This window comes from Shewanella sp. Pdp11 (genome assembly GCF_002838165.1).
In the GTDB taxonomy this organism is placed as follows: Bacteria; Pseudomonadota; Gammaproteobacteria; order Enterobacterales; family Shewanellaceae; genus Shewanella; species Shewanella hafniensis.
Window position 1 is genome coordinate 4,608,185 of record NZ_CP015194.1, and the last position, 23,191, is coordinate 4,631,375.

Sequence of the window (23,191 nt, forward strand, 5' to 3'; positions counted from 1 at the left end):
CCTAGATTCAGTAAAAAAGCGCCACACTGTAGCGGTTTTACGGGTAAAAATCATCTCGAAACACGCTCAAACCAGTATCAAGGGCGCAATTTTAGATGTATTCAAGACAAGCTGAGTTTATCAACATCGGCAATCACCTCGCGCTTACCGAGGGTCTTTTCAATCCATTCAAGTACTTCTGCCGAGGTACTGCGAAACGTCGTTAACTTACCGCCGTATAAACTGAGGATGCGCGGATGGGAAATCGATGTTTTCATCAAGGTATCCCGCGGCCGCTCAAAGGCTAGGCTATTTTGCTTAGGTAAAACCCGAATGCCGCAGAAGGTTTGGGTTATCTTCGTCTTAAGCTCATCAATCTCCGGCGCTAGCGGGAAGTAATGCTTATAAATACCAAGCAGATAATTAATTTCAGATTCGGTCGCTTGGGGTGGTGTATCCAAAGAAGCCAGTTCAGTTTCTGTGGTGCCAACCAAGGTTTGTCCATACCAAGGCATCACAAATATGACCCGCTTATCGAAGCAAGACTCTAAATACAAGATGCCATCGGGCGCAGGAATATCCAGTAGCACATGGGCGCCTTGCACCCAATCGAGTTCAACACCCGCAAGTGGGGGCAAGACTTTGCTTAAAACCGCATTCACCCAAGGACCTGCAGCATTAATCACTAGACTCGCCTCGGCTTTATGGATTTCGCCCCTGTGGCTAAAACTCAGCTCACAAGCCTCGCGCTTATGTTCCAGCTCAAGAAATTCAGCCTCGGCATAAACTTCGGCGCCCAGTACCTGCGCGCTGCGCGCCACCGCTTGAGTGAGCAATTTATCGTCGGTCTGCGCATCCCAATACTGAAATACCGCTTTTAATCCCGTGAGTTTTAATCCTTTGAAACGATGCCAATGCACAGCAGGCACAGATACAAACTGACCCAAGGGATCAAACTCACTCAGCAGTGCATACATGCTTAAGCCTGCGCGTATAGTCCAAGGACTGCGCTGGCTGTTGTCGTACACGGGAATATAAAAAGGCACAGCTTTAACCAGAGTGGGCGCAAGATTGAGTAAATAACGCCGTTCAAGCAAGGACTTACGGACTAAATTGATTTGCCCGGTTTCTAAATAACGCAAGCCGCCGTGGATAAGTTTGCTGGAATTAGCCGAGGTTTGGCCGCCAATTTCCCCCTTTTCAATCAGCAAGGTGGAATAGCCCGCCGCTGCCGCATATTGGGCAATGCCGACACCGCTGATCCCACCGCCAATAATGGCTATATCGAAACTGGCCATAACTCACTCTCGCTAACCTTCCATAGACGACCGACCTACTGAGCCTCAAACATTCAATCAAGCTCAGTCGAACAGCTAATAAGCGTTAATATGTCAATAAGTTAGTCTTAGATCAAATCTCGACGATAAGAGTTTAATCAATACTGGCATGTAATTGTTTAAGTGCTTGATCGCACATGGCCTTTAAGGCTTGTAACTCGCTCGCCTCGCCGCCGACTTTGCAACGCATTAAATGGGGGATTTCACTGGCCTGTGCTTTAAGGGCAAGCCCTGCTGGCGTTAAGGCGAGTACTCTCACGCGCTCATCCTGTTCGCTACGACCACGAGTCACTAATCCTTTAGATTCTAGCCGCTTTAGCAATGGCGTTAACGTACCTGAATCGAGGAAAAGTTTATCGCCTAAGATTTTGACACTAATGCCCTGCTCTTCCCATAACACTAGCATGACCAAGTATTGCGGATAGGTGAGATCCAATTTATCCAACAATGGGCGATAGGCTCGCACCATAGCATTCGCGGCGCTGTAAAGTGAGAAGCACACTTGATTTTCAAGACATAAGGCATTATCAGCGCTAGCATTTTCGGCCTGTTCGGCAGACGTTAGTCGGGTATTGGGTTGAGTTGTTGCCATAGGAAGATCCGATAAATTAAATATATTGCGCACAATATACTTGCATTCACACCAAAGATCGAATTATAGTTTATCACAATTGAATTGCGCGCAATTAAAATCGATTTACTTAATCCTTAATCTTAGAAGGTCAATATTATGAAAACACTTTATGAAACACGCGCCACAGCAAAAGCGGGTCGTCAAGGTCAAGTGAGCACGGATGATGGTTTACTGGATGTCGCGTTAGCCTATCCAAAAGCCATGGGCGGTAGCGGACTTGCCACTAACCCAGAACAACTGTTTGCCGCTGGTTATGCAGCTTGTTTCTCAAACGCTGTTTTGCATGTCGCTAAAATCGGCAAAGTGGATATTACACAAGCGCCAGTCAGTGCGGTTGTTGGCATAGCTGCCAATGATACCGGCGGTTTTGCATTAGCGGTTGCCTTAGAAGTCAGCTTAGATTTACCGCAAGAAGCCGCAGAAGCGCTAGTACGTCACGCGCATCAAGTTTGTCCGTACTCTAACGCCACTCGCAATAATATCGACGTGAAACTCAGCGTAAATGGTGTTGCGTTAGGCTAACCATAATCCATCATAGACACTTGTTGATAACGTCAGAAATAGAGCACCCTCGGGTGCTCTATTCTTATTAGCCATTAACGACTCAAGCTGAGAGTGGTGTGCATCACACCATTTAACAGGGAGATAAACTGGTTTCAGTTCCCAAAAAATGGTTATTCGCGAGTTAACTAACACTTCTTAATATCTAATTTAATCAAAATGATTGATTTAAGTAGAGTAAGAGCTAATCGAACCGTTTGACGATACTTAAACCCACTCTCTGTGGGAGGCGCTATGACAAAATATCTATCGAAATTATCTCTGTTTTGCTCGCTATTATTCCTCTTTGCCTTTTCAATCCCTAGCTGGGCCGAGACAACACCAGCAAGCTCAGCGGATCGAACGTGGCATTATATGAATGGTCAGGGTGAACTCAAAATTAAGCTGTATTTCTTCTGGTCTAAAACTTGCCCACACTGTGCAGAGGCCCATCCTTTCATCGATTCATTGCCGCAAAAATACCCTTGGATAGAACTTGAATCTCATATGGTGTCCGCACCAGGTGTGCAGGATATTTGGCAAAATATCGCCGCAAAAACTAATACAGAAGCACGTTCTGTACCCTATATGGCCAGTTGTGAAAAGGCCATTGTGGGCTATTCGAGCGAAGCGGTCACGGGCGAGTTTCTCGTTAATCGACTGAAGAATTGTTATTTATCCCTTGGCGGTCAACTCAGCGAAGCGGACATGCCCACCAATGGCGTTGTCAGTACGAGCGCGAGTACAGAAACCAATGCGCCGCTCTTTGGCACTTGTGGCACAGATACTGGCGAAGGCACCTGTGATGCCACCAACTTAAAGGAGTCCGTTGCAGAGCCAGAAGTTCAACCCGTTGAATTACCTTTAGTAGGCGTAGTGACTCCCGAGACAATGTCTTTGCCGCTGCTCACCTTAGTGCTCGCAGGCGTGGATGCCTTTAACCCCTGCGCCTTCTTCGTTTTACTGTTTTTATTGTCGATCATGGTTAATGCCAAGAGTCGCAGCCGCATGTTGCTCGTCGGCGGGATTTTCGTGTTCTTCTCAGGCTTTATCTATTTCCTGTTTATGACCGCATGGTTGAATATCTTCCAGCTGTTGGGCGCAGGCAGTGATGGTGGCATGATCATCTTAGCGGCGGGTTGTTTGGCCTTAATCGCAGGGGTCATCAACATTAAAGATTACTTCTTTACTAAGGGGGAAGTGACGCTGTCGATGTCGGCGGAAAATCGGACGAGTTTGATAAAGCGCATGGGGAAACTGTCTAACTCAAGTAGCTTAGGCGCCTTACTTATTGGCTCTACCGTACTAGCAGTCCTCGCCAACGCCTATGAACTGCTCTGCACCGCAGGCTTCCCGATGATCTACACCAGCGTGCTATCTATGCACAATCTGCCAGACATTGAACGCTATATGTATCTGGTTTTATATAACATTGTGTATGTGATCCCGCTGGCGATTATTGTTATCGTTTTCAGTGCGACCTTAGGCAAACGTAAGTTAACCGAAAAAGAAGGCCAAACCCTGAAACTTATGTCAGGCGTGATGATGTTGGGTATGGGTATCGCACTGGTTATTGACCCAACAGCACTGCAAAATGTGAGCCTGGCACTCGGATTGATTTTAGGCTCGCTCATTGCCACAGCGATTATCGTTCTAAGTCGAAAATACCTCATGACCAAAAGCTGATAGACAAAAATACTTCTAAAAAAAGTGATAGCACAAGTGCTATCACTTTTTATTGTTTAGAATTTATAACTTATTTCTGCACGATAAGCAGAGCCAATCGCGGCACCAGGGTACGAGAAGCTGTTAAAGAATGGCCATTCATCATGGGTAACATCTACTTCAGGGCGTTGATTGAAAATATTCTCACCACTAATTAATACTTTCAAATTATCAGTAAAATCATAGCCAACACTCATGTTAACCGTGTAGTAAGGATTCAAACGGTCTACTTTAATGACATCGCCAGTTTCATCATCGTAGTTTTCGGCAGGTTGCTCCCAAAGTGGAATTTCACCAATTCTATCGCCACGAACAGCAACGGACCAGTCTTGGTATTGCCAAGTCAAGACTAAGTTAGTTTTAGATCTAGGCTCATAATTATCTTTATCATCACGCAACTCTTGAATAGAAGATGCAGAATCCACTTGATATTTTGTACTTAAAATATGAGTCCATCCTAATTGAACGCCAAAGTCTCCATACTCAGTATCTAAAGTATAAAATAACTTAGCATCTAAACCACTCTGTTCATAGAGTGCTTTGTTTTCAGGATTAACCACAATAGTTTCAATATCTCCAGCATTCGGAGCACCCGCTGCAGCCCTAACTACTTTTGCTGCATTGTTAGTACATTCACTGCTAGACGGGTCTTTACCATTTCGCCCATATTTACAATCATATTCAAGATCTAATATATCTTGTTCGCTTTCATCAGAAATAATATCTTTCAAACTGATATTATAATAATCAAAAGTTAAGCTAAGATCTTTCACTGGTTCAGCAATTACCCCCACGCCCCAGTTTGTTCCCTTCTCTTCTTCTAACGTTTTACTACCAGAACGATTACCTTTTAAAGATGTCGTTTCACAAGCACTTGGACTCGGTACAAAATTAGGGTCATCATCGTGATCGTTTACACGACAATCAATATAGTCATACGCAGTAGTGAAGTAGCCTGAATCACCAGCAAAGACATAGTGCATATCTGGAGCTCTAAAGCTTTGCCCCCAGTTTGCACGGAACTTTAACTCATCCATAGCTTTATATGTCATAGTAATTGATGGGGTTAAACGACCACCAACTTCGGTAGTGCCATCGTCATACTGATCGTAGCGGGCTGCAACACCAAGATCTAAGTCTTCAATCACAGGGATCAGAAGCTCAAGACCTGCAGCATAACGACTGCGATCGCCACCACCTTCCGTACCCGTTAAGCCTTGCCATCCGTTGCCTTCAGTATTTAATGTACGGTCATCCTGTTTAAGATCATAGCCTTGCTTGTTATATTCAATAAGAGCAGCAAATCCAATAGGACCGGATGGTAATTCGAATAAATCACCATTAATTTCAGCAGATAAAGTTCTAGCATACGAATCAGCTAAAATAACTTGTGTTCCAAGTAACTGGTCCCGAATCTCTGGTGTAATTTTGTCATACAATCCTACGGGAGCATCACCATTATAAAGACCATATGGATTATCTATTTCACCTAGAAATAGTTCGGTGACCTTTTCTTCCTTCATCCAATCTCGGCTACTCTCGTAATCATAACGACTCTCAGAGTAATACACTTGCCAGTTATAGGCTGTATCAATATCACCTTTAATACCAACAGTGACATTATAACTCTGCTCATCAAATAGAGTGTTACGTTGGCCTAACTCATCAAAACTAAAAATCCTCTGTGCCAATACATAGTCTCGGGTTCCTCCGAAATTACCAGAACCATCAGGAGTATTTAATAGCAAATTCTCACTATAAAAGTGACGAGAACCATAAACTGCAGAATCTATTGTTGAATACATAGTATCAGCAAAGAGTTGCATATGATCGTTGATGTCGTATGTACCAAACAAATAACCGGTTAAGGTTTCACGTTCATTTCGAATCGTATTGTCACCTGTAGTATCAACACCACAATACTTACCAAAACCATTACGATCCGCATATTCATATCCAGAACCAGAATCTACACATCCTTGTTCGCCAGGATCTCTATACTTACCAGTAAAATTATCAAGCAATAAAATCCCTCGAGAAAGAGGAGTCGCACCGGCAGGGTTATCATCAACAGAATCCATATAATCCCGCTCATGAGAGTAAATCGGATCTTGTTTATAATACTCAATGGTTCCCCCAATTGAATAATCAGACCCTGTACTGCCAGAGGTAAGACTAAACCGATTTTGAGCACCACCACCTTCTGGTGTAATACCATACATAGCAGTCACAGTTGTTGAATCTATATCCTTTTTCAAAATAATGTTTACAACACCAGCAACAGCATCTGAACCGTAAATAGCTGATGCACCTTGAGTCAGAATTTCAATTCGCTCTACCGCAGAAAATGGAATGCCACTTAAATTCACAAAATTACTTTGCCCATTATAGGGCGTAGGGTTTTCAGCAATACGTCGACCATTGAGAAGAACAAGGGTATAGCCAGGCCCAAAACCACGTAAATTGATTACATCAGCATTTGGTGTAAAACCACCTTGCGCCCCCCACTCGTTACCCTGTGCTGTTCCTGTATTTTGAGAAATACTTTGGATTGCATCGAACGCCGTTGTAAAACCCTCATTTTTCATATCTTCAGCGGTTAACACAACAACGGGCTGAGCATTTTCTAAATCAGTTCTATTAATTCGACTACCAGTAACCTCTACACGCTCAATTTTCTCATTTTTGGTTTGAGCATCTTTTTCTTCTGCAGCCCACGCGTGGCTGGCAATAGAAATCGAAGCGGTAAATAGGCCTAGTTGTATTGCTTTACAAAGCAGTGTTGTCTTATACATACATTCTCCAAAACGGCTGTTAATAACACGTAAAAATGTTACCAGACGGATGATTTTATGTGAAAATTGCATATTCCTTGCAATCATATGTAAGGTATAGCAAAGACCACCTGATGTAAATATTTTGAACTTAATGTTTAAAATATGTTGCCATTAAGTGTGTTTTAAGGCAAAAAAAACAAATGAAGTTATAGTAAGCTGTTGAGACGTAACAGTTCAAACAGCTGATTAATGAGTAATGCTCTGTTCGTCTGTCAATGTAATTGCGCGAGAGTACTGCCAGTTATCAAACGAAGTAAGTAGAAATAGATTCTATCGATGGAGATCCATATGACTAACATGACAAAAATACTGATTTTTCTTGGTTTAATATTAGGAAGTGGGCTTAATGCATCAGCCGCGACAAACGCACACGATCTCGCCAAGCACAGTATGTTTAATGCGATTAAAATATCTCCTAAAGGTGATTTCTTAGCCGCGACTTATCCGTATAAAAATCATAAAAGATTAGCGATTATCAATAAAAGCAATCAAAAAGTAGTTTGTAACTTTTTTTTTGGTGAAGAAGAGTCAGTCATGGAGTTTTGGTGGGCAAATGAAGAACGAGTAGTAATGACAATCTCAACCCAATCAGGACAGTATGCGACTCCATTTTTGACTGGTGAGCTATTTTCAGGCAATGCAGACTGTTCAAGTAAAATACAATTATTTGGAGTGAGGAATAAAGATTACTCAGGTGCGCAGGTTGAGAGCCTACTAATGGATGAACGCGATAACATTTTGATATCGTCTAATTTAGAAAAAAAACAATACTCTAACCTTTATAAAGTGAATATCTATACTGGGAAACGTCAATTAATTGAAAAAGCTAAATTTGAAAATGCATCGATTTTTTTAGATAATAATGATCAATGGCGAGTGAGCCAGTCCATGAAAACTGAAAGAAAAGGACTGTTAAAATCGGAGGGTGCTGGAGAAATAATTACCTATATTCGAGAAAGCAATGTTGATCAAAATGCATGGAAAGCTTTATCGTTGTCAAATATGGTTAGAACCAGCTCGACAGGGTCCAGTAATGTTATTGGATTTAGTGCAGATAACCAGTTCATATTTACCTCTGATAACATAGAGAAAAGTACTTTAGGCATATATAGAATCAAGTTAAGTACAGGTGAACGAGAGTTAATGTACCGAAATGATATAGTTGATGCTCAACCATTTATAAATGTATATACATCTGAAACAGGTAAACGTATAAAAGAAGTGGTAGGGGCCATTATTCATAATGGAAGACCTGAAGTTATATTTTTTGATGAAAATTCAGAACTAGCCAAAGAGTATCGCGGGCTACAACGAGCATTTCCAAATGATTATTTACATATTACCTCTAAGACAGCTGATAACAAAAGCTGGGTGATTGAAAGTTACTCCGATGTTAATCCAGGTAAATTTTATCTTTACGATAGAGAGACTAAAAAAGTGTCTTTCCTCACAGCCTCTCGCCCTTGGATAGATGAGCAAAAAATGTCTCATAAAACTCCGATAAATTTTGTTACTCGTGATGGCTTAACAATTCATGGTTATTTAACCATACCACTGGGTGCCAAAGCTGAAAATTTGCCTTTAATTATCCATCCACATGGTGGCCCACATGGTCCTCGTGACTATTGGTTTTTTGATGATGAAGTACAGGTATATGCGAGTGCAGGATACAGTGTACTTCAGGTAAATTTTCGAGGTTCTGGCGGATATGGACGTGAGTTTGAAGATAGTGGTTATGGACAATGGGGTGGTGCAATGCAAGATGACCTGACCGATGCAACACTATGGGCAATTAAAGAAGGCTTCGCTAATAAGGATAAAATTTGTATCTCCGGATCAAGTTACGGCGGATATGCCGCTCTCATGGGTGTGGTTAAAGAACCCGACCTTTATAAGTGCGCAATTGGATATGTTGGGGTATACGATCTACCACTCATGTTCAATAAAGGCAATGTTGCTGAACGATTGGGTTGGGGTAAACGCTATATGGAACAAGCTTTTGGTGGTTCAGAAGAAACAATGAAAAAACATTCTCCCGCCTATAATGCAAGCAAAATTAAAGCCGGAGTATTCATTGTGCATGGCGGCCGTGATGAGCAGGCACATTATGAAAACGCTCATGTGATGCGAGATGCCCTAGTAAAAACAGGAAATGAACCGAAATGGTTATGGAAAAAAACAGAAGGGCATGGATTCTATAACGAAGAAAACCGCAAAGAATTATACACTGAGATGCTTGACTTTCTAAAAAAATACTTAAACTAAAAATATGTTAGCAAGTTTACGCAAACTAACTCGACATATTGAAATCATTTAAAGTATTAAAAATTAACATGCAAAAATAGATAGTACGGTAGGATTGGCAAATTCATATGTAACGACTAAAGTTAACCGTGGGTTTGCCGATAAAGGGATCCAGCTTACAATCGAGGTTAGTTATGTCAATTTCACTGAATACCCAAGCTATCGCACCTAATCTAGAAAATGGTGCAATTGGCGTTAAGGTTGCTCAGTTAGCCAAAGAGCAGCAAAAAGCCGAAGGTCAAATCGCGGTAGATTTAATTGCAGCTGCGGCGCCAAAACCTGTAGGTAACGCAGGCCACAACATCAACACTACGGCCTAATTGTTAGCAATACAGCATTTAAAAAAGCGCCTCTGATTATCAAGGCGCTTTTTATTTTCTGTAACGGAAACGTCAGGCGAATTTAAGAAAAAGCGTTGCCATTCACATGCATAATCGTAAATGTCCACACCACGAACGCTAGCGGGATATGCACTAAGGCATAGAAACACTGATCGAGTCTCCCTATTCCTTTTGCTAACAAAATCAAATATAAGTGTAATCCAATCACCAAAGGAAATAGCGCTAACAGCGGATAGAGTGCGACAGGGTTTGCATCGGAAAATAAGCTGTGACTGAATAAAGCCCACGCCACCATAAAGGCGGTCGTCAACGGCGGCGTTGCAATGCGATATTGCTCTGGATAGGGAAACATCCTACGACCTCTGAGTCTCAATCAATAAATTTACGTTGTAGGTTTTCGCGCAATCAACTGGGCTTTATAACTGCTTTGAGTGGACTGCGGATCACATAATCGACCTTCAAAGTAATGTAAAGATTGCCAGTTAGCAAACACTGATTTGAGTTCATTTTCAGTAAGTAAGAAATCTGGGTTGCGTGGCCTACCTATCTGCGCCTGTTGCGTTGTAAAGGTTTCATAGACGATAAGGCCTGTGCTCTTAACCGCCTTAGCAATTTGTGGCAGTAATGGGCGATGCAGATAATTAAATACTAAGACAATATCGTACTCTTCTACCGGCAATAATGGTCCTGCCTCAGCTTCTAAATCCCTTTGTAATTTGTAAGCATTAGCCTGATCAATGTGTGACATGGCTGACAAATCTCGATCGATAAAAGTCACTTCAGCCCCTCGCGCTAAAAACCACAAACCATTACGCCCAGAACCGCAAGCGAGATCGAGTACCTTAAGTCCATCGAAACAACTCAAGGCTAAGTTAGACACAGATGGATTAGGCCAAGCGAACTCTGTGATTAACGCGGCAGGCGTTAAAGTTGACGTATGGGTTACAGACATATCAATTAGCCCTTAATTTCTTTTTTCGAGTCAATTTGCCGACGATGCACAATAGAATAATGCCTGAGCCCTGCTGGACCATGGGACACAATCACGGACAAAAAGAGGATCGCGATTAACAGCTCAGGCTTGAAATTAGCCAAAGGGACAAACAAACCAAGTAAGCCTACTTTCACTAAGGTTAACACACCCTTAAGCTGAATTAACCAACGCCAATCACGCACAATTTCCCACAACATTAATATGCAGCCCGTCGTCATAGCGAGATACCAATAATTCAGCCATTGCGTTTTATCTACGCTTAATAAAATGCCACCACCGACACCGACGATCCCTAAAATATGCAATGCCCTTAAACTGGTTTTACTCAAACGTTGAACCCAAAAACGTTTTTCTGATATGCCTTGTTTGCGCATTACATCCCCTTAATAATCAACTGCGTAACATCTGGTCAAACTAATAATGCAATTCTATACAATAAGAGCTGGATAATTAACATTATTTATAGAATACTCAAAAATAATTAAGTGACATACTCAAAGTGCTAAGTCACATTATAATATCTATTAAATACAAATAGATAAATCACATCACAAAACCAATAATTATTATCATTTTTATTTTGAAAAGTTAAAACCAATCCATTCAACATGTTAACCCGCGCAAGTTATACCGTATTCAATCGGTGATTAGCCTCACCTTCATTAATATTTCCTGCCCTATTGCACATTTTAAATATGTTATTTCCGCTGTAACAAAGGTTATGTGACTTGTGCACACATATACCTCTTTAGATAGTGATAAATTTGCAACTGGAGAATGCTCTAACAGTGCGTGAATGACGTAAAAAATAAATATCACGCCATGATGAATAACCCTTATTAAGTAGATGAATGTACGGCGGAGGAACTATCATGTTCACAAGAAAGATTCAAAAAACAGCACTAGCCATGCTGATCTCTGGCGCAATGGCAGGAACTGCCTATGCTGCACCAGAAGTGCTAGCCGATTTTCACGGTGAAATGGGTAGCTGCGACAGCTGCCACGTCTCAGACAAAGGTGGCGTCAGCGATGACAACCTTAGCCATGAAAATGCCCAATGCGTTAGCTGCCACGGCGATTTAAAAGAACTGGCCGCCGCCGCACCTAAAGACAAAGTCTCACCCCATAAATCTCACTTGATTGGCGAAATTGCTTGTACAAGCTGCCATAAAGGCCATGAGAAATCAGTCGCTTATTGCGATGCTTGCCACAGCTTCGGCTTCGATATGCCTTACGGCGGTAAATGGGAACGTAAGTTTGTTCCTGTTGATGCAGACAAAGCGGCACAGGATAAAGCCATTGCTGCTGGCGTAAAAGAAACCACTGATGTGGTTGTTATCGGTTCAGGTGGTGCAGGCCTTGCTGCTGCCGTCTCTGCCCGTGATGCTGGCGCGAAAGTGATTCTGCTCGAAAAAGAACCTGTCCCAGGTGGTAACACTAAGTTGGCCGCTGGCGGTATGAACGCTGCCGAAACGAAGGCGCAAACTAAGTTAGGTATTGAAGATAAGAAACAAATCATGATCGACGACACCATGAAAGGTGGCCGTAACATTAACGATCCTGAATTAGTGAAAGTGCTTGCAAATAACTCATCTGACTCTATCGATTGGTTAACCTCTATGGGTGCCGACATGACTGACGTGGGCCGTATGGGTGGTGCAAGTGTTAACCGTAGTCACCGCCCAACCGGTGGTGCTGGCGTAGGTGCACACGTAGCGCAAGTACTGTGGGACAACGCAGTAAAACGTGGTACTGACATCCGCTTAAACAGCCGTGTTGTCCGTATTCTTGAAGATGCGAAAGGCAATGTGACTGGCGTACTCGTTAAAGGCGAATACACTGGTTATTACATTATTAAAGCCGATGCTGTGGTTATTGCTGCCGGTGGTTTTGCGAAAAACAACGACCGCGTAGCTAAGTACGATCCTAAGTTAAAAGGCTTTAAAGCCACTAACCACCCAGGTGCAACCGGTGACGGCTTAGACGTGGCACTGCAAGCAGGCGCAGCAACTCGCGATTTAGAGTTCATTCAAGCTCACCCAACATACTCACCAGCGGGTGGCGTAATGATCACCGAAGCGGTACGTGGTAACGGTGCTATCGTGGTTAACCGTGAAGGTAACCGCTTTATGAACGAAATCACTACCCGTGATAAAGCGTCTGCCGCGATTCTGCAACAAAAAGGCGAAAGCGCTTATTTGGTATTCGATGACTCAATCCGTAAGAGCTTAAAAGCGATTGAAGGTTATGTGCATCTGAACATTGTTAAAGAAGGCAAAACCGTCGAAGAGTTAGCAAAACAAATCGATGTGCCTGCCGCTGAACTGGCGAAAACCATCACGGCATACAACGGCTTCGTGAAATCAGGTAAAGATGCGCAATTTGAACGTCCAAACCTACCACGCGAATTAGCAGTAGCGCCTTTCTACGCATTAGAAATCGCACCTGCTGTTCACCACACTATGGGTGGTGTTGTGATTGATACTAAAGCCGAAGTGAAGAGCGAAAAAACCGGTAAACCAATCCAAGGCTTATATGCTGCAGGTGAAGTGACTGGCGGGGTTCACGGTGCTAACCGTCTTGGCGGTAACGCAGTATCAGACATTGTGACCTACGGCCGTATCGCCGGTGCTGAAGCGGCTAAATTCGCTAAAGATCACTAGTCACAAACCGTATAAGGGTTAACGGACTAACCCTTGACTCTCAAAGCACGGTTTTAAATATGAGAGCCCTAGCTTGAATAACTCAAGCACTGCTAGTCAATCCATAAGCGAGCCATCAGGGCTCGCTTTTTTTATCAAGCGTTTTAGCTAATTGATGACAAAGCTCACTCTTTTAATAGTCAATTTTCTAAGGCTAAGGACAAAAAGCCCTAACTCACTTACACTCTTTGGCTGATAACTACATCACAATCCGTTAGGTGACTGAAATGAGAATTGGATTCTTTAGCGCAAAACATTACGACATGCAGCATTTTAACCGCACAAATGCCGCGTTTGGTGCACAAATTGAGTATTTCGATTATCGCCTCTGCATGCAAACGGTGAAACTTGCTGAAGGGTTTGAAATCGTCTGCGCCTTCGTTAACGATTCACTCTGCGAAGAAGTCCTCGTTGAACTCGCCAATGGCGGTACAAAAATCATCGCCATGCGCTGCGCAGGTTTTAACAATGTCGACTTAGTCGCCGCTAAACGCTTAGGCATGCAAGTCGTTAACGTACCAGCTTATTCTCCTGAATCCGTGGCCGAACACACAGTCGCGCTGATGTTGACGCTAAACCGCAAAATCCACAAAGCTTACCAACGTACCCGCGATGCCAACTTCTCCCTCGAAGGTTTAGTCGGTTTTAACATGTTCGGCAAAACCGTCGGCGTGATTGGTACGGGTAAAATCGGCGTGGCCACCATTAAAGTCTTGCTCGGTTTTGGCTGTAAAGTCATCGCCTACGATCCCTTTATCAATCCAGCGGTTGTCGCGCTGAATGTGGAATATCAAGATCTCGATTTTATTTATGCCAACAGCGATATCATCAGTTTGCATTGCCCGCTCACGGCCGATAACCGCCATTTGCTCAACCAAGCCAGCTTCGCCAAGATGAAACCCGGTGTCATGGTGATCAACACCAGTCGCGGTGGCTTACTCAATGCCTTCGATGCGATGGAAGCCTTAAAACTCGGCCAAATCGGTTCACTCGGACTCGATGTGTACGAAAACGAAAAAGGTTTATTCTTCGAAGATAAATCGAATGAGATCATTCAAGACGATGTATTCCGTCGATTATCTGCCTGCCATAACGTAATTTTCACGGGTCACCAAGCCTTCCTCACTGAAGAAGCCTTAGGCGCCATCGCCCAAACAACCTTGAGCAATGTAAAAGCGTTATGTGCAGGGGAACTCTCAGGTAACGAATTGTTTTAACTGACAGATAAAATCCTGACTGCTACAGTGAGGCTTCAACGTTTGAAGCCTCACAGAGAGAACCTCAATATGCTAGTCACTCAGGAAACTCAGGATATCTCCACGCCTTCAGGGCTAATGCGCACTTATATCTACCGCCCAGAAGCACAGGGGCAATTCCAAAGCATCATCTTTTATTCCGAAATTTTTCAGCAAACGGCACCTATTGCACGCGCTGCAACAATCCTTGCTGGCCACGGTTTTGTGGTATTTGTGCCGGAAGTGTTTCATGAACTCAATCCTTTAGGCACAGTGCTCGCCTACGATGAACCGGGTAAAGACAAAGGTAACGCCGATAAATTTGCAAAACCTTTAGAGCACCACGACAGCGATACCCAAGCATTAGTCGATTTTGTACATCAACAAGCTTACTGCAATGGCAAAGTCGGTAGCATGGGCGTGTGTATCGGCGGCCACTTAGCCTACCGCGCCGCACTTAATCCTGCTATTTTAGGGGCATTTTGCCTCTATCCAACTGACATTCATTCCAACACCCTGCCCTGCGCCTACGGCAATGACTCACTGAGCCGCAGCGGTGATATTCAAGGGGAATTAGTGTTAGTGTTCGGCAAGCATGATCCCCATGTATCAGCGGAAGGTCGAGTGTTAATCCACCAGCAATTAATGGCGCTGAACCGTAATTTCACTTGGCTTGAAGTTAACGCCCAACACGCCTTTATGCGTGATGAAGGCGAACGCTACGATCCCGCTTTAGCGCTGCAAATGTACCTGCAAGCGGTAGCGTTTTTTCACAGGGTGCTGCGCTAGTTCATAAATCAAACATATAAGATATTACATACTTAAGGAAAGAGTAGAAAAATGAAACCCTATAAAAATTTATCCTCAAAAAACTTAGCGTTACTATTAATGATTATCCGAGTAACAACCGTTGTTTCGTTGTTAGCCGTCGCGCTTTCATTAATTGGCCTCGCGAGTCAGTTTTGGATGACACGTGGATTTGGTCTGAACTTTTGGTCGACTGTGGGCATAGCGACTCTTATCCCCTCTCTGCAAGTACTTTTTGGCTCAGGTATCATAGCGGCTATCATTGCATTTGAAGAATCCTACCGCCAAAAGTCAGAAGCCTTTATCGCATCATTAAAATAGCATTTAGTGGTTGTCTAGAATGCAGCTAACAACATACGTTTAGAATTGTTCAAATCAAATGAATCACTAATAACCTTAACAAACATTATGGTTTTAGTGATTCATCATCTTTTTATTTAATGAAACTAAGCACCTAGTAAAGGTAGATGTTTGATACTTTTGTATTTCAACGATAATTCAATACATTGGGAAATTGCAGTTATGGGCAGAGGATCATGGATACTTAACACTATGGCTCGATTCCCTTCAAACTGCAGCGCATGGGAATGTAGCTCTCGAAATGTATCAACCAGCTTAGTTTTACAATTAAAGAATAGGCAGTATTGTTCGGGATATTTAGGCTTCCAATCAAATCTTACTGTGCTGCCATTTTTAACTGAATAACTCGGCTCGCCCCATTTTAAGCTTTCTTCCACCGCACCTAAATCCTGCGCTGCGGCAATTGTAAAAACCAAAGTTCGGATCCGTAATAGCAAGGGTGTTATATGCTCAGGATAGCGTTCAAACTTGTTCTGCACTTGCGCTTGCATGCTCTTATCCTCCCATTTACACCATGCCGAATCATCATATCTGTAAAACAAAAAACACGCTGCGGGCCCACATGGTTGAACTTCCAAACCTTTAGTGAGCGGCGATTATATCAGCACTTTATTATAAACCGCGCATTAGGGGTGTGACACAGTGTCGCAGGTCGTTGAGTTTTTATTGAGATACCCACTTAATCCTATATAAAACATACCATTATTTAAACAGACCTTTCATAGGCTTATCATGACCCGCTCCGCAGTAATGACTTCAATGGCAATAACCCTAGCCAGCATGGCCACTTTTTCAGGGATAGCAGCCGAAGCCGAAACTGAAGCAATGTTGCCAGCATCTGCAATTAAACCTCAAGTATCGACTCCCACTACCATCGAAAGAATAGCCATTACAGGGAGCCGAATTCAAAGGGAAGAGATGGCCTCCACCGCGCCTATGACCGTTTTTACCGCGCAAGATATCGAGAAAACCGGTGCCACCTCAGTTGAGATATTACTACAAAGAATGACAGCCTCTGCGGGGTTTGCGGGTAATCAAACGAATGCCTATTGGACTGAAGGCGGCTATGGTTCAACCCAAGTTAACCTGCGCGGATTAGGGGTGAATCGCACACTCGTACTGCTCAATGGTCGACGTATGCTGAACAGTGGCACTGGGGCAAACTCCTCCGTTGATCTTAATACTATTCCCATTAGCGTGGTTGAACGAATCGAGGTATTAAAAGATGGTGCATCCGCCATTTATGGTGCCGACGCGGTTGCAGGCGTGGTCAATATTATCACTCGGCAACAAATCGATGGAGTTGAGTTTCAAGCGCGAACGGGCATAACCGAGCAAAACGATGGTGAACAGTACAAGCTCGACCTTGCCCTCGGTCATATCGGTGAGCGTGGCAGTGGATATATGGCGATGAGTTACGATAAAACCCAAGCCATCGATATGCTGAGTCGCGCACCTTGTCCGCTTGAGGAAGTGAATGGTGAGCTAGTGTGTGGCGGTAGCTCGGCGCTGCCGGGAGGCAGAGGCCATTTCATTGATACCAATGGCAATCCAATCGGCGATCCGTTAATGCTTTTACCAACAGGAAGCGCCCCTTACACAAACAGCCATAAAGACAATACTTATCAGTATTTTAATGCGGTTCAACCTAACGAGCGAGTCAATCTGTTTGCCTACGGTGAATATGACTTAACGGCAAGCAGCCAAGTGTTTGCTGAAGCTATGTACACTCACCGTCGCTCACAATTACCCGCTACCCCGCAATCGGTGTCTGGAATAGTCATTCCTGCTTGGCATGAGTCAAACCCGACCGATGCAGACGTTCTGCTCCAGAGCCGTAGACTGGCAGAAGCTCCCCGACAATTTAATATTCAAGCGGATACTTGGCGCTTGGTGACAGGTTTTAGAGGGGATTTAGACAACGGTTGGCAATGGGATGCTGCGGTTAACTTCGGCAGTAACCGTGGTTCCTATGAAGTGACCAATGTCATTAATAAGGCTCGTCTTGCCGAGGCGAAAGACTATAGCAGTTGTAATCTTGCTCCCAATGTCCCCTGCGCAGACTTTTGGGGAGCTGGCTCACTCACACCTGAAATGCTGGACTATTTCCTGTTTAATATGCGTGATAGCGGCGGCAATGAGCAGTTTAGCCTAACAACGAATATCACGGGCGATCTATGGCAGTTACCCGCGGGCATGATGAGTTTTGCCGCAGGACTAGAGCACAGAAACGAGAAAGGATGGAATGATCCTGACCCACTTAAAATCAGTGGTGAAGCAAACACAGCCCAGCAAGAACCGATTGATGGTCGTTACACTGCCGACGAAATCTATCTTGAAGCCTTGTTACCTATGTTAAGCGGCCTGCCCTTTGCCAAGTCGGTCGAATTAACTGCGGCGTTGCGATATTCCTATTTTGATACCTTCGGTGGCGATACCAATTATAAAATGGGGCTACTGTGGGTCATCAATGACGCAGTGACGCTGCGGGCCACCCAATCTACGGCATTCAGAGTACCGAATATTCCTGAGTTGTTTGGCGGCATAGATCAAGGCTCCATGAATACCACAGATCCTTGTAGCGAGTGGGTTAAGCTCGACCCTAGCTCGAATCGATACGCTAATTGTATGGCATCAAACGTGCCAACGAATTATAAGCAAGAAGGCACAATATTAACCGACCGTGGTGGCAATGCTGAACTTGAACCAGAAGAAGCCAATACCTTTACAGCCGGCTTTGTTTGGGATCTGGGGTTTATTGAAGGGCTCAATATCACGCTCGATTACTACAAGATAGAGATTAATAACGCCATTAACTCAGTCAATGGTTCGAGCAAATTAGCCGCCTGTTACGACAGCAAAGGGATGACGCATCCTTTCTGTAGCGACGAGCACTTTGTGCGAGACGCAATGACAGGCAACATCACCTATTTACAAACACAACTGGGTAACGCCGCCAATGAGGTGGTTTCGGGTGTTGATATGGCGATGTTTTACCAGAAAGAGATTGCAGGCTTAGTGACGAATACGACTTGGGAGCTGAGCTATTTAGATCAATACGATCTACAAACCTACGCTGGCGCCCCCATTGAATCACGAGCTGGCACCATTGGTTATGATGGTAGCTACACCAAATGGCGCTCAAACCTCTATTTTGATATCACGAATGACAATTGGCGCTTTAGCTACAACATTCAGTATATTGGCGCGGCGGATGATCAATATGCCAATGCCGCAGAGATAGGTGACTCAGTTGATGCACTCACTTACCATAACGCACAGGTTCATTATCAAATGGACAACAACATCGCCTTAACGGCAGGCATCGATAATCTGTTCGACAAACCAGCGCCATATCATCAAAGCTTTACCGACGGGAATACCAACACTATGACGTACGACCTAATGGGACGTCGTTACTATGTCGGGATGAAATGGGTTCTGTAATGCTTTGGGCTTAAGGGGGCAATCCCCTTAAGCAAGCTGGCTAAATTAAATAAAAGGTGAGTCATCAATTTGAAGCGGGTTAACACACTTAAACGAGCCTCATCGGCACACTTTCTGCACCGATGGTTGATGCTATTGCTCGTGCTACCAATTGGGATCTGGTCAGTCACCGGCAGCTATTTTGTCTTAATGGATCTTGGGTTTATCCGTGGCGATCATATTAAAGTGCAAGACATAAAACATATCGATCCCAGCAAGATCCATTACCCAATGGCAGCGGTTTATGAACGTTTCCCTAAGGCTCAAGCAATCGCGTTAACCTCAGTCACTGATACCCTATACTACCGAATTAAACTGAACGATAAATCCATTCTCGTTAATGCAGATTCGGGTGAGTTATTGCCTTCAATAACGGAGAAACAAGCCCGAATAATCGCTTCAAACTATCAGCATCACGGGTCTTTAGCCGTCGAGGCTAAGCTTGTTAGTGCAACCCTGCTCACCGATATCGCCCCTGCGGAATTAGCGCCGCGATACCTACCAGTTTGGAGAATGGATTTTAACGATAGCGCTGCTACAAGCCTTTACCTGTCAGCGACAACGGGTGAGTTAGTCACGCGCAGACATGACTATTGGCGTTTATTCGATCTCTTTTGGAAATGGCACATTATGGATTACGACGAAGGAGAAGCCATAGACAATCTTCTGCTGCTGACTACGGCTCTAATCTCTATTGTGGCTGTGTTAGCCGGCTTTGTTTTACTGTGGCAACGCAGAAGGAAGTATCTGAGATGATGCCGAAACTTAAACCTAAACATAAGCCTAAGCCTCACAGCAAACGCTTCAAACGCTGGGTAAAAATCGCCCACTATTGGCTCGGTGCCATAGTTAGCATTCAACTGCTACTTTGGCTGGTTACTGGGGTCTATTTCAATTTGACGCCCCATGATGAACTCAAGGGAATGGAGTACCAACAGAGCCATCATCCTGAGCCGCAAAGGCAAGCGTTTGAACCAAAAAAGCTCGTGGATATCGCCCCCTTATTGGCTAAGCACACTCAGGTTGAAAGCCTGACATTAGTGGCGCTCGCAGGTCAACCCGTATATGTACTCGATGCCAAGGTGCAGCGCTATGCACACCAGTGCCAGCAGCAAACCTTGATTGATGCCTATACAGGCAATGTCTTACTCATTGATAAACAAAGCGCACAACAACTGGCGCTTGAAAGTTACTCCGGGCCAGGCAAGATTACTCAAGTTAAGCAAATTTCTGCCCCCATTAGCGAGTGGCCATCCCAGTGCAATTCACTGTGGCAAATAGCTATGGATGATGAGCTGTCGACGCGGATTTACATCAATGCGGTTAATGGTGAATTAGTTGGCCATAAAAATGACCACACAGACATCGCCGACTTGATGTTTAAATTGCACTTTATGGATTACCTCAATCAAGGCAGCTTCAACAACCCCTTTAGCTGGCTGTTTGGCATACTGACCTTGTTGTTATCCCTATCAGGCCTGTATTGGGTTGTTGAGAATCTGGTACTCAAGCGCTATCGATTTAGTATTAGTTAAATGGCTAAATACGGTATTACATTGGCCTATGGAGAATAAAGCCCCTATTGAGGGGCTGGAATAAATTCGCTAATTTTGATACCCAATAACAAATTGGGCTTCAGCTAATCGCCTTATGCTGCAGGGTTTACTTCAGCATCCAGCAAGCGACTTTCGCTATAGGCAACTAATTCTTGATTGCTAACACGGGCAATAAAAATATCATCAAGAAAAAAATCTACATCATCACCGGATTTACGGCCCGCTAATAACTGAGTGCTGCCGTCTTCATAGGCTAAGGTCATAGCGACGGTTTGTTCATCAGGATAGGTAATTTGTGCCTGTGTGAGTTTTACAGGGGCTGACTTTAGCTCATCACTTACATGAGGGTTAAGCTTGAAAATAGCATCGACGGGCATATCTACCACGGCAGGAGATTTATCGGTAATGGGATTTTTACCCGTCCAAAACTCGATAGTATTCACGATAAACAAATCGCCTGTAGCCGCAATGCCATAAATCGGGCTCAATAGAATAAACAGCCCAGCACGACCATAACGGTTATCCACTGCACTTAAATTTCCCTTAGTCACCATTTGGCTTAAACCCATTTGCCCCATACAGGCCGTTAATTGAGTCGTTAATACCGCCGCGATAGTCACAGCTAGAAGTTTAGATTTCATTGAATTATCCCTTAAAAACAAAAGGGCGAAGTCTAAGCAGAGTGAATAACTAAACCGTGCGTTCAAGCACAGTATGAGGTAAAAAAACAGCCTGGCATGTAATAAAACCCCCTGTATTTGTTAGTAAACACTCAGTAAGCAAGCAAACATAATGAGAAGATAATAGGATTAAGAGCCCCAGCAATCACTCACAACAGTTTGATAATCAATGTAGCACTGCGCAGCTAGCCAAACTACTCAGGATCAAACTTCTTCTTGCCTTCGAGTAACGCCTGACGTTCGGCTAAGGGCGTTTGATCGGCCAGCTTTAACACTGCCTTTTGCAGCATTAAGTTATTGGGATAAGTAATGGTATCGCCGTTATCGCGGTGGATTAGCACATGGAATAACGCGATTTCGATAATCACACCGCTAATATCTTCATCCTTATCCACGACTCGAATGCGCTCGCCGATACGATAAGGGAACACGAAAAAGATCAGCACGCCTGCAGTTAAGTTACTCAATATCGACCACTGAGCCACTAATGCTACGCCCATCACAGCGAAGGCGGATGACACAAATAGCGACACATCCTGATAGCCCAGCCCGAGCGAGACCGCCATCAATGACAGAGTAATAAAAAACATCACATAAGAGATAAAACGAGTGACTAAACTGGTCCGCGCCACACTCACTTGCTTCATTTGCGCCAGTTTTCTCACCCAATGGGTTAAGGCGCGCTGTAAAAAGATAAACACTGCAAGATAAATACAGGCAAGCAGGATTTGATTTGTCATAATAGCGGCTCAATTAACTAAAACTGTCTGAATTCTAACTTTTTTGCGCGAGCAGTTATAGCCTGTGCAAGCGAGCCAAGCAGCGAAACCGAGTAATAAACCCAATATGGCCGATTCTACCCTCTTACATGAAACCCAAGACGCACTAGGCCCAATTCGCGTAATCGATTACGACGACTCACGGATCCTGTCCTTTGGGGACAACGACGAGCAGAGTAAAATCCTCAAGGCGGCACCCCATATTCCCCAGCACACTTATGTGCAAGCCATGTTGTTGGTTTTACTGTTTTGTAAGCCCAAGAGCGCCATTGTCTTAGGCTTAGGTGGCGGCTCGATTATTCACTCTCTACGTAATTTCGACGCGGCAATAAAGTTAACGGCAGTGGAATTACGCCCCGCGGTGATTGAGTTAGCTAAGCGCTATTTTCAGCTGCCGATAGGTAAAAAGCTCAATCTTATCAATGATGATGCCATCGCCTTTTTGGCCACAGGCGATCATAAAAAAGTCGATGTGATTTTTGCCGATATCTACACAGCCAAAGGTGTTGAAACCGGGCAGCTTTCACCAGTATTCCTTGAGCAATGCACTAACCTTATCAAACCCAACGGTTATTTAGTGCTGAACTGCTGGAAAGAACATAGCCAAAATCGCGAGTTGTTGGCTGACTTACAACAGCACTTTGCCCATGTGAATGCTTGCCTCACTGGTGGCGGTAATTGGGTGATATTTGCCAGCCAATCGCCACAACTTTTAGGCACCTCAGCCCTGAAAAGTCAGGCTCAAACTTTGTCGCAACAATTGGATTTTGCCCTTGAGCGATCACTGACACGCTTTGGGCCTTGGATTTAATATTAATATCAGCAAAATAGCTTAAATTAGTTAACCCTAAGGCTGAGCTTTGATATTCTTCTCACACTCCCATGATATGAGCTG

The 23,191-nt window shown here is 44.0% G+C and carries 21 protein-coding genes; 12 read left to right on the forward strand and 9 right to left on the reverse strand.

Annotation, left to right across the window (positions count from 1 at the left end; all coding sequences use genetic code 11):
* Positions 1–101 precede the first annotated feature (101 nt).
* Both AYJ58_RS20235 and ohrR read right to left on the reverse strand, forming a co-directional pair.
* Positions 102–1,277 carry a glycerol-3-phosphate dehydrogenase/oxidase gene (locus AYJ58_RS20235; protein ID WP_106651475.1) on the reverse strand — a complete coding sequence of 392 codons (1,176 nt, stop codon included), beginning with the start codon at positions 1,275–1,277 and terminating at the stop codon, positions 102–104.
* A gap of 133 nt (positions 1,278–1,410) precedes the next feature.
* Complete coding sequence (gene ohrR, locus AYJ58_RS20240; RefSeq protein ID WP_106651476.1) at positions 1,411–1,908, reverse strand: hydroperoxide resistance transcriptional regulator OhrR; 498 nt, start codon at positions 1,906–1,908, stop codon at positions 1,411–1,413.
* Between the two features lie 138 nt (positions 1,909–2,046).
* Here ohrR and AYJ58_RS20245 point away from each other — a divergent pair, with 138 nt between their 5' ends.
* Positions 2,047–2,472: an organic hydroperoxide resistance protein gene (locus AYJ58_RS20245; RefSeq protein ID WP_106651477.1), complete on the forward strand. Its 426-nt coding sequence runs from the start codon at positions 2,047–2,049 to the stop codon at positions 2,470–2,472.
* 273 nt (positions 2,473–2,745) lie between these two features.
* Positions 2,746–4,176: a cytochrome C biosynthesis protein gene (locus AYJ58_RS20250; protein WP_106651478.1), complete on the forward strand. Its 1,431-nt coding sequence runs from the start codon at positions 2,746–2,748 to the stop codon at positions 4,174–4,176.
* A 56-nt stretch (positions 4,177–4,232) separates the two neighbouring features.
* On the opposite strand, the gene AYJ58_RS20255 is transcribed toward AYJ58_RS20250, so the two are convergent.
* On the reverse strand, positions 4,233–7,010 hold the full coding sequence (locus AYJ58_RS20255; RefSeq protein ID WP_198555537.1) for a TonB-dependent receptor domain-containing protein: 2,778 nt from the start codon (positions 7,008–7,010) through the stop codon (positions 4,233–4,235).
* 330 nt (positions 7,011–7,340) lie between these two features.
* On the opposite strand from AYJ58_RS20255, the gene AYJ58_RS20260 reads away from it, so the two are divergent.
* Together AYJ58_RS20260 and AYJ58_RS20265 are read left to right on the forward strand one after the other, a co-directional pair.
* Positions 7,341–9,317, forward strand: a complete 1,977-nt coding sequence (locus AYJ58_RS20260) for an alpha/beta hydrolase family protein (protein ID WP_157825790.1) — start codon at positions 7,341–7,343, stop codon at positions 9,315–9,317.
* Between the two features lie 173 nt (positions 9,318–9,490).
* The gene (locus AYJ58_RS20265; RefSeq protein ID WP_106651481.1) at positions 9,491–9,676 is read left to right on the forward strand and encodes a cytoplasmic protein; all 186 of its coding nucleotides are present in this window, start codon (positions 9,491–9,493) and stop codon (positions 9,674–9,676) included.
* A gap of 82 nt (positions 9,677–9,758) precedes the next feature.
* Here AYJ58_RS20265 and AYJ58_RS20270 read toward each other — a convergent pair whose 3' ends face one another.
* The 3 genes from AYJ58_RS20270 to AYJ58_RS20280 are packed head-to-tail and all read right to left on the reverse strand — an operon-like array spanning position 9,759 to position 11,065.
* Complete coding sequence (locus AYJ58_RS20270) at positions 9,759–10,049, reverse strand: hypothetical protein (protein ID WP_106651482.1); 291 nt, start codon at positions 10,047–10,049, stop codon at positions 9,759–9,761.
* A gap of 30 nt (positions 10,050–10,079) precedes the next feature.
* Entirely contained in the window at positions 10,080–10,649 is a 570-nt protein-coding gene (locus tag AYJ58_RS20275) for a class I SAM-dependent methyltransferase (RefSeq protein ID WP_106651483.1), read from the reverse strand.
* Positions 10,650–10,654: 5 nt separating this feature from the next.
* The gene (locus AYJ58_RS20280) at positions 10,655–11,065 is read right to left on the reverse strand and encodes a hypothetical protein (protein WP_106651484.1); all 411 of its coding nucleotides are present in this window, start codon (positions 11,063–11,065) and stop codon (positions 10,655–10,657) included.
* Between the two features lie 498 nt (positions 11,066–11,563).
* Between AYJ58_RS20280 and fccA the strand changes: the two genes are divergently transcribed.
* The 4 genes from fccA to AYJ58_RS20300 all read left to right on the forward strand — a co-directional run bounded on the left by fccA (position 11,564) and on the right by AYJ58_RS20300 (position 15,756).
* Positions 11,564–13,354, forward strand: a complete 1,791-nt coding sequence (gene fccA / locus AYJ58_RS20285) for a fumarate reductase flavoprotein subunit FccA (protein ID WP_106651485.1) — start codon at positions 11,564–11,566, stop codon at positions 13,352–13,354.
* 266 nt (positions 13,355–13,620) lie between these two features.
* Positions 13,621–14,610, forward strand: a complete 990-nt coding sequence (locus AYJ58_RS20290) for a 2-hydroxyacid dehydrogenase (protein WP_106651486.1) — start codon at positions 13,621–13,623, stop codon at positions 14,608–14,610.
* Positions 14,611–14,679: 69 nt separating this feature from the next.
* On the forward strand, positions 14,680–15,417 hold the full coding sequence (locus AYJ58_RS20295) for a dienelactone hydrolase family protein (RefSeq protein ID WP_106651487.1): 738 nt from the start codon (positions 14,680–14,682) through the stop codon (positions 15,415–15,417).
* 51 nt (positions 15,418–15,468) lie between these two features.
* Positions 15,469–15,756 (forward strand): hypothetical protein, encoded by a 288-nt coding sequence (locus tag AYJ58_RS20300; protein WP_106651488.1) that lies wholly within the window; start codon positions 15,469–15,471, stop codon positions 15,754–15,756.
* A gap of 125 nt (positions 15,757–15,881) precedes the next feature.
* On the opposite strand, the gene AYJ58_RS20305 is transcribed toward AYJ58_RS20300, so the two are convergent.
* Positions 15,882–16,286: a DUF1801 domain-containing protein gene (locus AYJ58_RS20305; protein ID WP_106651489.1), complete on the reverse strand. Its 405-nt coding sequence runs from the start codon at positions 16,284–16,286 to the stop codon at positions 15,882–15,884.
* Between the two features lie 241 nt (positions 16,287–16,527).
* Here AYJ58_RS20305 and AYJ58_RS20310 point away from each other — a divergent pair, with 241 nt between their 5' ends.
* From AYJ58_RS20310 to AYJ58_RS20320, 3 genes are all read left to right on the forward strand, one after another.
* Positions 16,528–19,242, forward strand: coding sequence for a TonB-dependent receptor (locus tag AYJ58_RS20310; protein ID WP_106651490.1), 2,715 nt, complete (start codon positions 16,528–16,530; stop codon positions 19,240–19,242).
* A 129-nt stretch (positions 19,243–19,371) separates the two neighbouring features.
* Positions 19,372–20,037: a peptidase gene (locus tag AYJ58_RS20315; protein ID WP_106651491.1), complete on the forward strand. Its 666-nt coding sequence runs from the start codon at positions 19,372–19,374 to the stop codon at positions 20,035–20,037.
* On the forward strand, positions 20,034–20,816 hold the full coding sequence (locus AYJ58_RS20320) for a PepSY domain-containing protein (protein ID WP_106651492.1): 783 nt from the start codon (positions 20,034–20,036) through the stop codon (positions 20,814–20,816). Before AYJ58_RS20315 ends, AYJ58_RS20320 begins: the two co-directional genes overlap by 4 nt.
* A gap of 113 nt (positions 20,817–20,929) precedes the next feature.
* Here AYJ58_RS20320 and AYJ58_RS20325 read toward each other — a convergent pair whose 3' ends face one another.
* Positions 20,930–21,478, reverse strand: coding sequence for a DUF3332 domain-containing protein (locus tag AYJ58_RS20325; protein WP_106651493.1), 549 nt, complete (start codon positions 21,476–21,478; stop codon positions 20,930–20,932).
* A gap of 233 nt (positions 21,479–21,711) precedes the next feature.
* A complete protein-coding gene (locus AYJ58_RS20330; protein WP_106651494.1) occupies positions 21,712–22,257 on the reverse strand; it encodes a mechanosensitive ion channel family protein in 546 nt (181 codons plus the stop codon).
* A 106-nt stretch (positions 22,258–22,363) separates the two neighbouring features.
* On the opposite strand from AYJ58_RS20330, the gene AYJ58_RS20335 reads away from it, so the two are divergent.
* Complete coding sequence (locus AYJ58_RS20335; protein WP_106651885.1) at positions 22,364–23,107, forward strand: spermidine synthase; 744 nt, start codon at positions 22,364–22,366, stop codon at positions 23,105–23,107.
* Positions 23,108–23,191 lie beyond the last annotated feature (84 nt).